The 9,448-nt window shown below is 72.3% G+C and carries 8 protein-coding genes; 7 read left to right on the forward strand and 1 reads right to left on the reverse strand.

Annotated features, from left to right (window positions below):
* The first annotated feature begins 68 nt into the window (after positions 1-68).
* The 5 genes from LO763_RS15090 (at position 69) to LO763_RS15110 (ending at position 4,901) form a co-directional block, all read left to right on the forward strand.
* On the forward strand, positions 69-1,049 hold the full coding sequence (locus tag LO763_RS15090) for an ABC transporter permease (RefSeq protein WP_230603494.1): 981 nt from the start codon (positions 69-71) through the stop codon (positions 1,047-1,049).
* On the forward strand, positions 1,046-1,981 hold the full coding sequence (locus tag LO763_RS15095) for a carbohydrate ABC transporter permease (RefSeq protein WP_230603496.1): 936 nt from the start codon (positions 1,046-1,048) through the stop codon (positions 1,979-1,981). Before LO763_RS15090 ends, LO763_RS15095 begins: the two co-directional genes overlap by 4 nt.
* A gap of 172 nt (positions 1,982-2,153) precedes the next feature.
* Entirely contained in the window at positions 2,154-3,026 is an 873-nt protein-coding gene (locus tag LO763_RS15100) for a serine hydrolase (protein WP_230603498.1), read from the forward strand.
* A 106-nt stretch (positions 3,027-3,132) separates the two neighbouring features.
* Positions 3,133-4,092 (forward strand): ATP-binding cassette domain-containing protein, encoded by a 960-nt coding sequence (locus LO763_RS15105; RefSeq protein WP_230603500.1) that lies wholly within the window; start codon positions 3,133-3,135, stop codon positions 4,090-4,092.
* On the forward strand, positions 4,089-4,901 hold the full coding sequence (locus tag LO763_RS15110; RefSeq protein ID WP_230603502.1) for an ABC transporter permease: 813 nt from the start codon (positions 4,089-4,091) through the stop codon (positions 4,899-4,901). The genes LO763_RS15105 and LO763_RS15110 overlap by 4 nt, the downstream gene beginning before the upstream one ends.
* Here LO763_RS15110 and LO763_RS15115 read toward each other — a convergent pair.
* Positions 4,891-7,758: an ATP-binding protein gene (locus LO763_RS15115; protein WP_230603504.1), complete on the reverse strand. Its 2,868-nt coding sequence runs from the start codon at positions 7,756-7,758 to the stop codon at positions 4,891-4,893. The two genes, LO763_RS15110 and LO763_RS15115, sit on opposite strands and share 11 nt — an antisense overlap.
* 277 nt (positions 7,759-8,035) lie before the next feature.
* Here LO763_RS15115 and LO763_RS15120 point away from each other — a divergent pair, with 277 nt between their 5' ends.
* Both LO763_RS15120 and LO763_RS15125 read left to right on the forward strand, forming a co-directional pair.
* A complete protein-coding gene (locus LO763_RS15120) occupies positions 8,036-8,524 on the forward strand; it encodes an Imm1 family immunity protein (RefSeq protein WP_230603506.1) in 489 nt (162 codons plus the stop codon).
* Positions 8,525-8,587: 63 nt separating this feature from the next.
* The gene (locus LO763_RS15125; RefSeq protein WP_230603508.1) at positions 8,588-9,151 is read left to right on the forward strand and encodes a GNAT family N-acetyltransferase; all 564 of its coding nucleotides are present in this window, start codon (positions 8,588-8,590) and stop codon (positions 9,149-9,151) included.
* Positions 9,152-9,448: the final 297 nt, after the last annotated feature.

A 9,448-nucleotide genomic window follows, 5' to 3' on the forward strand; every position in this document is an offset into this window, starting at 1 on the left:
GGCGGTGCCCTCCGCCGCCGCCCGGCCCGCTCCCTTCCCCGTTCCCGCACTGACTGGACACACAAGCGATGACAGCACTCCAGACCTCAGCGCCCCCGGCCTCGGGCCGGGCTGGGGGCCGTTCCGACCTCAGACGCAAGCGCACCCTGGGCCAGCGGCTGCGCCACGACTGGCCCCTGCTGCTGATGACCCTGCCCGCGCTCGTGCAGCTGGCGGTGTTCTTCTACTGGCCCTCGTCCTGGAACATCATCGCGTTCATGGACTACAGCCCCTACCGGAGCTTCTGGGAGAACCCGTTCGTCGGATTCGCCTGGTTCGGGCGGCTCTTCTCCGACCCGTACTTCCTGCCGGCGCTGCTGAACACGCTGAAGTTCTCGGCGCTCAACCTGCTGTTCCTGTTCCCGCTGTCGATCGCCTTGGCGCTCATCATGCACAGCGTGGTCTCGACGAAGGTCCGCAGCGTCTTCCAGTCGATCGTGTACCTGCCGTACTTCTTCTCGTGGGTCCTGGTCGTCACCATCTTCGTGCAGGTGCTCGGCGCCGACGGACTGGTCAGCAACTGGCTGCTCGGAGCGGGCGGCGAACGGCTCGACATCATGTCCGACCCGGACACGTTCACGTTCCTGGCCTGGATGCAGTGGGCCTGGAAGGACGCCGGCTGGGGCATGATCATCTTCCTGGCCGCGCTCGCGTCGATCAACCCGAGCCTGTACGAGGCCGCCGCCGTCGACGGCGCCGGGCGCTGGAAGCGCATGTGGCACATCACGATCCCGGGCATCCGGCCGGTGATCGTGCTGCTGCTGATCCTCCACATCGGCAACATCCTCACCGTCGGCTTCGAGCAGTACCAGCTCCAGCGCCAGGCCGTCGGCTACCAGACCACCGAGGTCTTGGACACCTTCGTCTACTACCGCGCCATCCTCACCAGCCAGTACTCGTTCGGTACCGCGGCGGGCCTGTTCAAGGGCGTGATCGGGTTGATCCTGATCCTCGTCGCGAACAACGTGGCCCACCGCCTCGGAGAGCAAGGGATCTACCAGAAGTCATGACCACCGCTGCTGTCCGAACGAAGTCCCCGCGCAAGAGCCGGCGCCCCGCGTGGGACGAGGAGCCGTCCGTCTTCGGGAAGCTGGTCAAGGCGGCCTTCCTCGTCTGCTACGCCGCCGCGATCGTCCTCCCGATCTGGGCGGTCGTGGCCACCAGCTTCGCGAGCGAGGAGGCCCTCCAGAAGGCCGGCGGGAACCTGCTGCTGCTCCCCACCGAGCTCAGCGCGCAGGCCTACCGCGAGATCCTGGGCGGCGGCGCGCTCACCAACTCGCTGCTGGTGACCGTGCTCCTGACCGCCGGGGGCACCGCGATCTCGATGGTGCTCACCATCGGCGCGGCCTACGGGCTGTCGCGGCCCGGGTCGCTGATGCACCGCCCGCTGCTCATGCTGGTGCTGTTCACGTTCCTGTTCGGGCCGGGCATGTACCCCAGCTACCTGGTGGTGCAGCAGCTGGGGCTGCTCGACACCTACTGGTCGCTGATCCTGCCCTCGGCGCTGAACGCGTTCAACCTGATCGTGCTGCGCGCGTTCTTCATGAACAGCGTGCCCGCGGAGCTCATCGACGCCGCGAAGATGGACGGGGCCGGGGAGTTCCGGATCCTGTTCAAGGTCGTGCTGCCGATGTCGAAGGCGATCCTGGCGGTCATCGCGCTGTTCTACGCGGTGGGCTACTGGAACATCTACTTCCAGGCGGTGCTGTACACCCCGGGCCTGGAGACCCAGCCGATCCAGGTGGTGCTCCAGCGGATGCTCATGTCGACGCAGGGGATGCCCGGCGCCGACATCGGCCAGTACCAGGCCGCCGAGGCGGCCCCGACCGCGGCGCTGAAGATGGCCGTGGTGGTCTGCACGATCGTCCCGATCGTGATCATGTACCCGTTCATCCAGAAGCACTTCACGAAGGCGATCATCACCGGCGCCATCAAGGGCTAGCCGACGCGTCCGAGGGCCGCCTCCGCGAGCGGAGGCGGCCCTTCGCGTCCCCGCGCGGGGCATCCGCCGACCGGCCCCCGCCGAAAGTCCTGAATCGCCGTGGGGGACCTGCGGATTGCTAGACTCCCGACTGCCGCAAACGGCCCTCCCTACGCCGGAAACCGGGTTCCACATGCCTCATCGGTTCAGCCCCGCCCTCACCGGGAAGACGATCGCGTGGGCCGTCGGCGCCGTGGTCGCGGTCTTCTCGCTCACGATCGGCGTCCTCGCGGCGATGCCCGAGCCGGAGGCGGACATCCGGCTCTCGCCGGCGCCGGAGCCGAGCTCCGAGGGCGAGGCGGACCCCGAGTCGGCGGCCGCGGACTTCATGGGCGGGGCCGGGCTGGCCGGCGAGTTCGGCTTCGCGCTCTACGACTCGGCCGAGGACCGGTACCTGCTCGCCTACCGCCCCGACGACGTCCACTTCTCGATGTCGGTCTCCAAGGTCCTCATCGCCGTCGGCGCGCTCCGGGCCGGGGCCGACCCGTCCAGGGTGGCCGAGATGATCTCCAGGAGCGACGACCCGATCGCCAACGAGCTGTGGGGCGTCGTGGAGGGCCCGGTCGTCATCGAGGAGCTGGCGGAGGAGATGGGGCTCGAGCACACCACGCCTTCGCCGGACTGGGGGCGCTGGGGCGACGTGCTGATCTCCGCCTCGGACATCGTGCGGATGTACGAGTTCGTCCTCACCGGACTGCCCGAGGGCGACCGCGCCGTCATCGTCGACGCGATGGCGGCGACCACGGAGTTCGGGTCCGACGGCTACGACCAGACCTTCGGGATCCCCACCGCCGCCGACGGCCTCGACTGGGCGGTGAAGCAGGGCTGGGGCTGCTGCAAGCCCGACCTGTTCCTCGTCTCGACCGGGACCATCGGCCCGGACCACCGCTACATCGCGGCGGTCTTCGGCGCCTGGGACGAGCACGAGGTGAGCGAGGAGCAGGCCGCCCGGGAGATGACCGCCGTGGCCGAGTTCCTCGTCGGCGCCCTTCCCGACCCTGCTTGACCTGGACTTTCACGTGCCGGAAGGCGGTGAAAGCGCGCTGCAAGCGCCGTGAAAGGCGAAGGCCGCACTCTGGTTCCACACCCACCGAACCAGAGAGGCATCCCTGATGCGACACGCCATCGAAGTCCGAGGGCTGGTGAAGTCCTTCGGCGAGGTCCGCGCCCTGGACGGCGTCGACCTCGCCGCCGCCCCGGGCACGGTCCTGGGCCTGCTCGGGCCCAACGGCGCGGGCAAGACCACCGCCGTCCGCGTCCTGTCCACGCTCACGGCCGCCGACGCCGGGACCGCCCGCGTGCTCGGGCTCGACGTCGCCTCCCAGGCGGCGCAGGTGCGCGAGCGCCTGAGCCTCACGGGCCAGTACGCCGGGCTCGACGACGCCCTGACCGGCGAGCAGAACCTCGTGCTCATCGCGCGGCTCCTCGGGGCCTCGCGGTCCCGGGCCAGGGCCCGCGCGCACGAGCTGATCGAGCGGTTCGACCTGGCCCACGCGGCCTCGCGGCCCGTCGAGGGCTACTCCGGCGGGATGCGCCGCCGGCTCGACCTGGCCGCGTCGATCGTGCGCCGCCCCGAGGTCCTGGTCCTGGACGAGCCGACCACCGGGCTCGACCCGAGCAGCCGGGGCGGACTGTGGGCGGTCGTGCGGGAGCTGGTCGCCGAGGGCACCACCGTCCTGCTGACCACCCAGTACCTGGAGGAGGCCGACCAGCTGGCCGACTCGATCGCCGTGATCGACGCCGGGCGGGTCATCGCCTCGGGCACGCCCTCGCAGCTCAAGCAGACCGTGGGCGGGCTCGTGCTGCGGATGCGGCCGGTCCGCCCCGAGGCGCTCGCGCAGCTGCGGGACCTCGCCGACTGGACCGTCGGCGCGGGCGGTCGCGAGGAGGACGGCTCCCTGTTCGTGCCCGTGGCGCACGCCGGGGAGGCCACCGCCCTCATGTCGCGGGTGTCGCAGGCCGGGATCGACCTGTCCGCGTTCGGGCTCGACGAGCCGACCCTCGACGAGGTGTTCCTGACCCTGACCGGGCACCGCACCGGTGCCGACGAGAAGACGGAGGTGGCGGCATGACGACCGCATCGACCGCACCGGCGGCCGCGACGACGTGGTCCACGCGCCGCGGGGCGTTCGCGCAGGCGGCGTCGATGACGGCGCGCTCGCTGGTGTCGATCCGGAACCAGCCCGCGCAGCTCGTCGAGTTCCTCATGATCCCGCTCATGATCCTGCTGTCCATCACATTCTTCATGGGCGGGCAGATGATGGGCTCGTGGCAGGCGTTCCTCGACTACGCGGGCCCGGCCCTCATCGCGATGGGCCTGTTCTTCGCGATCACCACGACCGGGCTCGGCCTGTTCTCGGACCTGAAGTCGGGCGTGTTCGACCGCTTGACGGCGATGCCGGTGTCGCGCTTCGCGCTGCTGGCCGGGCGGGTCGCCGCCGACATGGTCAAGCACACGTGGGCGCTCCTCATCGTGGGCGGCGTGGCCTTCGCGATCGGCTACCGCTCCGACGGCGGCGCGGCCGGGGTCGCGGGCGCCGCGGCGGTGATCCTGCTGTTCCTGTTCGCGTGCTCCTGGACGATGGTGCTCGTGGGCCTCACGGCCAGGACCGAGGACCAGATCCAGACGTGGATGATCAGCCTGCTCATGCCGCTGGCGTACACCTCGACGATCTTCGTGGAGAAGGAGACGCTGCCCGAGGCGGTGCAGTGGTTCGCGGCGGTCAACCCGCTGACGTCCCTCGCCGAGTCGATGCGGGTGTTCCTCGATGGCGGGACGCCCGGCACCGAGCTGCTGACGCTCCTGGGGTGGTGCGCGGCGCTGTTCGCGGTGTTCGTGCCGCTGTCGCTGCGGGCCTACCGCAGGCGGCTCACGAGCTGAACGGCCAGTTGCTGCCGCTGACCATCCCGGCGGCCCGGATCTCCAGGTCCGGGTCGCCGATCTCGCGCGCCACGGCCGCGAGCTGGCGGTACAGCTGCACGACGACCTCGGAGAAGCTCAGGAAGCGGGGCAGGCCGGACTCCGCGGCCAGCAGCTCGTCGCGGGCCTCGGCGGGCCGGCCGAGGCGGCGCAGGCAGATCGCGGCCGAGATCCGGGCGGCGATGACGTTCTCGGCATTGCCCACCCGCCGGGCCCGCTGCTCGACCTCGCGCATCCGCTCCAGGGCGGCCGCGGGGTCGTCGCCGTGCTCGGCGTCGAGGCGCCACAGGGACTCGGCGATCACCGAGTCGCCCAGATCGGCCCCGAACTCGGCCTCGGCCGCGACCGCGCGGAGCAGGAGCCCCCGCGCGCCCTGGTGGTCCCCCGCGGCGATCCGGTCCCCCGCCAGGGCCTGGAGGGAGAGGATGAGCCCGAACCGCTCCCCCAGCCGCTCGAAGATCGCGTTCGACTCGGCCAGTTCGGCGGCGGCGAGCTCCCCGCGGCCCGCGCGGGCCGAGTAGTCGGAGACGAACAGGAGCGTGATGCCCCTGACCCAGTCGTCCTCGGGGCGGGCCAGCGAGTCGAGGACGGAGCGCAGTCGCGCCTCGTCCCCTGAGAGCACGGCCCGGATGACCGGCACCATCTGCGCCACGGGTTCGGACTCGTCGAGGCGATGGCGCTCGATGAGGGCCTCGGCCTCGGCGAACCCGGCGTCGACCTCGGCGGGGTCGAGCAGGCCCGCCCACAGGCCCCAGCTGCCCGCCATCGCGACCTTCGCGCGGTGGAGCGGTTCGACGGGGCCCTCCATGGCCCGCACCTCGCGGGCGAGCTCCTGGCCTTCGAGGCGGTAGCCGCGCATCCACCAGTACCAGGAGAGCGGGGCGATGGCGCGGTGGGCGACGAGGGCGTTCCCGGCGGCGATCATGCGGCGGACCGCGGCGCCGAAGTTCCCGTGGTCGGGTGCGAGCCGTTCGAGCCACTCCACCTGCTCGGCCCGCATCAGGTGCGGTTCGGCGGCCTCGGCCGCGGCGGCGTAGTGCTCGGCGTGGCGCGTGTAGTACTCGGCGGTCTCGCCCGACTCGGCGAGTCGGGCGGCGGCGTATTCGCGGACGGTCTCCAGCATCCGGTAGCGCCCGCCGGGGAAGCGCTGCACGAGGGACTTGTCGACCAGGCCGGTGACCTGGTCGGCGGTGGCCCCGCAGACGGCGCAGGCCGCGTCGAGGTCGGCGCTGCCGTTGAAGACCGACATGCGGGCGAGGATGCGGCGCTCGGCGGGGTCGAGCAGGTCCCAGCTCCAGTCCACGACCGCGCGGAGGGTCCGCTGGCGCGGCTCGGCGGTGCGGGGGCCGCGGCCGAGCAGACCGAAGCGGTCGTCGAGGCGGGCGGCGAGGTCGCCGAGGCTCATGCCGCGCAGGCGCGCGGCCGCGAGTTCGACCGCGAGCGGCAGGCCGTCGAGCGCGGTGCAGACCTGGACGACGACGGCCGCGTTGGCCTCGTCCACGGCGAAGCCGGGGTCGCTCTGGCGGGCGCGCTCCTCGAAGAGGCGGATCGCCGCGTGCGACCGCAGTTCCGGCAGGGGGGCGTCGGGGGCGGGGAGCGGGAGGGGGCCGACGCCGAGGACGGCCTCGCCGGTGATGCCGAGCGCCTCGCGGCTGGTGGCGAGCACCCGCAGGCCGGGGACCTGCGCGAGGAGCCGCGCCAGGAGCGCGGCGACGTCCTCGACGAGGTGCTCGCAGTTGTCGACGGCGAGGATCACGTCGCGGCCCCACAGGGCCTCGACGAGGCGGGCCGTCGGCTCCTCGCTGCGGCGCGCGAGGATCGACTCGCCGAGGCCGAGGGCGTCGGTCATGACGTCGGGGAGGCGGGAGGGGTCGGCGACGGGGGCGAGCTCGACGAGGTGCACGGCGTGGCCGTCGGCGGCGAGGCGGTGGGCGGTCTCGACCGCCAGGCGGGTCTTGCCGGTGCCGCCGGGGCCGGTGAGTGTGACGAGGCGGTTGGCCTTGAGCAGGGCCGCGAGGGTCTCGAGTTCGGATTCGCGGCCGATGCATGCGGTGAGCGGCTGCGGCAGGCGGTCGGGTTTCGGCGGGGCCTTGGAGGCGACGCCGCGGAGCACGTCGAGGTGGGCGGCGGCGAGGCCCGCGGAGGGGTCGACGCCGAGCTCGTCGGCGAGCCGCCGCCGCACGGTCTCGTGGACGGCGAGGGCCTCGGCCTGGCGGCCGGAGGCCGCGAGGGCCCGCATGTAGCGGGCGGCGTCGGTCTCGTTCAGGGTGTCGGCGGCGTGGCGGGCGGCCAGTTCGGCGAGGACGGCGTCGGCGCCGTCGAGGCGCAGCCGGGCGTCGACGCGGAGGGCGGCGACGGCGTCGCGGCGGACGGCGAGGCGCACGAGGGCGGCCTCGGCGAACGCGTACCCGTCGAGGCCGGCCAGGGCCGGTCCGCGCCACAGCGCGAGGGCGGCCTCGGCGTGCTCGCGGACGGCGGCGGGCGCGTCGTCCCGGGCGGCCGCTTCGGCGCGGGAGGCCGAGCGCTCGAACTCGGCGGCGTCGGTGGCGGCGTCGAGGCGGTAGCCGCCGGGGGTGCTCTCGAGGCGGGCGGCGCCGAGGGTGCGGCGCAGGCGGGACAGCTGGGTGTGGAGGGCGCCGAGGGCGTTGGCGGGGGCGTCGCCGGGCCAGAGGGCGTCGATGAGGGCGGCGGCGGTGACGTCGCGGCCGGATTCGAGTGCGAGCCTGGCGAGGAGGGCGCTCTGGCGTCCGGCGGGGACGCTGATCTCGGCCCCCGAGTCGTCCCGTACCCGCAACGGGCCCAGCAGTTCCACTCGCATGGGTCTATCTTGCCGCGCGGGGAGGCGGTCCGGCCCGGAGGGCCCGTCGATCCTGAGTGGAATCTACGAGTTGCATGAACAGGTTGTCACGGCACATCATGGGCTTTCTGTCAACTTCCCGACTGACCGCGCATTCGGCGCGATCGCGCACGTACTGTCGTTGGCAAAACCCCGACAACACTGAGGTGCGGTGTCCGCCATGGCGATCCGGCTCGAGTACCACCACGATTCCCAACTCCGCGCATCTGCCTCTCCCGACCCGGAAGGAGCACCGCCCATGAGCGCTGGCCCCGCGGGCGCCCATGTGTCCGGACACTGCGCCGAGTTCAGGCTCCACACAAGGGACAACGGGGTGCAGGTCCTCCTCGCCCACGACCCCGACGGCGTCGCCGCGGCGGTCGCGACCATCGTCGCCGCCGACCTGGCGCAGGTGCCGACCGCGCTCGTGCGCGACCGGCCCGGCTACGAGCCCGGCGGGCGCCCCGACCACGGGCTCAAGATCGTCGTCGACCGGCGGACCGAGGTGGGCGCCCTGTCGTACTACGGGCCGGGAGGCGAGGACTACGGTCCCGGCGCATGGGTGACCTTCTCGAACGAGCTGCTGGCGCCCCGGGTGCGGCTGTACCGGGACATGGACTCGGCGAGCATGTTCCCGCCGGACGCGCACATCGCGCTGAGCACGCTCGCCCGCGCGGTGGAGGACTTCCGGGCGACGGGCGGCCTGCGCCCGTCCCTGTGCATGTGGCGGCCCAGCACGGTCTGGTGACGGGGGCCCACACCGCCGGGGCGACGGCCTCAAGGCCGCTCGAACGCCGGATAGGCTTCGGCGATGAGCACCAGTGACACCGGTTTCGGCGACGTGGTCGCCGTGCGGCGCGCCGAGGTCGCGGACGCGGCGGCGATAGCCGCGATCGTCAACCACTACATCGCCCGCAGCACCGCGAACTTCCGGACCGAGCCGCAGTCGGCGGCCGAGTGGGAGCGCGAGATCGACGCGTACGGCGGGCGCTACCCCTGGCTCGCGGCGGTGTACGGGGACGAAATCGTGGGCCTCGCCTATGCGAAGCCGTGGAACGCCAGGCAGGCGTACGACTGGACCGCCGAGGCCACCGTCTACGTCGCGGAGGGCCAGCGGGGGCGCCGGGTCGGGTCGACGCTGTACCGCGAACTCCTCAAGCGCTTGGAGGCGCAGGGCTTCCGCAGTGTCATGGCCCTGGTGACGAGCCCGAACCCGGGCAGCGAGGCGCTGCACGCGGCGTTCGGCTTCGAGCCGGCGGGGACCATCAGGGACGCCGGGTACAAGCACGGCGAGTGGCGCGACGTGGGCGTCTGGCAGAAGATGCTGGCCGAGCTGGCGGACCCGCCCGAGCCTACGGCCCCGGTGGAGGGCTAGTCCCCCACGGGCGGCGGTGCCGTTCGCCGTTCCAATGGAACTCTGATGATTCTCCCGGTGAACGCGTCAGGTCCCGGCCTACTGTTCTGCTCAAGGGGAAAAACAAATCCTCCTGAGGGTGACAGAGTCGCAAGGCGAGTCGATCCGACTGATGGGTGTGGGGTGAGATCGGGCCCGGGGCGAGAGCCCCGGGCCCGATCCGTTCGCTGGGTATCGCCGCCGTCTAGCGGACGCCGTAGAGGTGTTCGAGGGCGAGCTGGTCGAGCCGCTCGAACGCCATCCCCTTCGCCGCCAAAC

This window comes from Glycomyces amatae (assembly GCF_020991375.1).
In the GTDB taxonomy this organism is placed as follows: Bacteria; Actinomycetota; Actinomycetes; order Mycobacteriales; family Micromonosporaceae; genus Glycomyces; species Glycomyces amatae.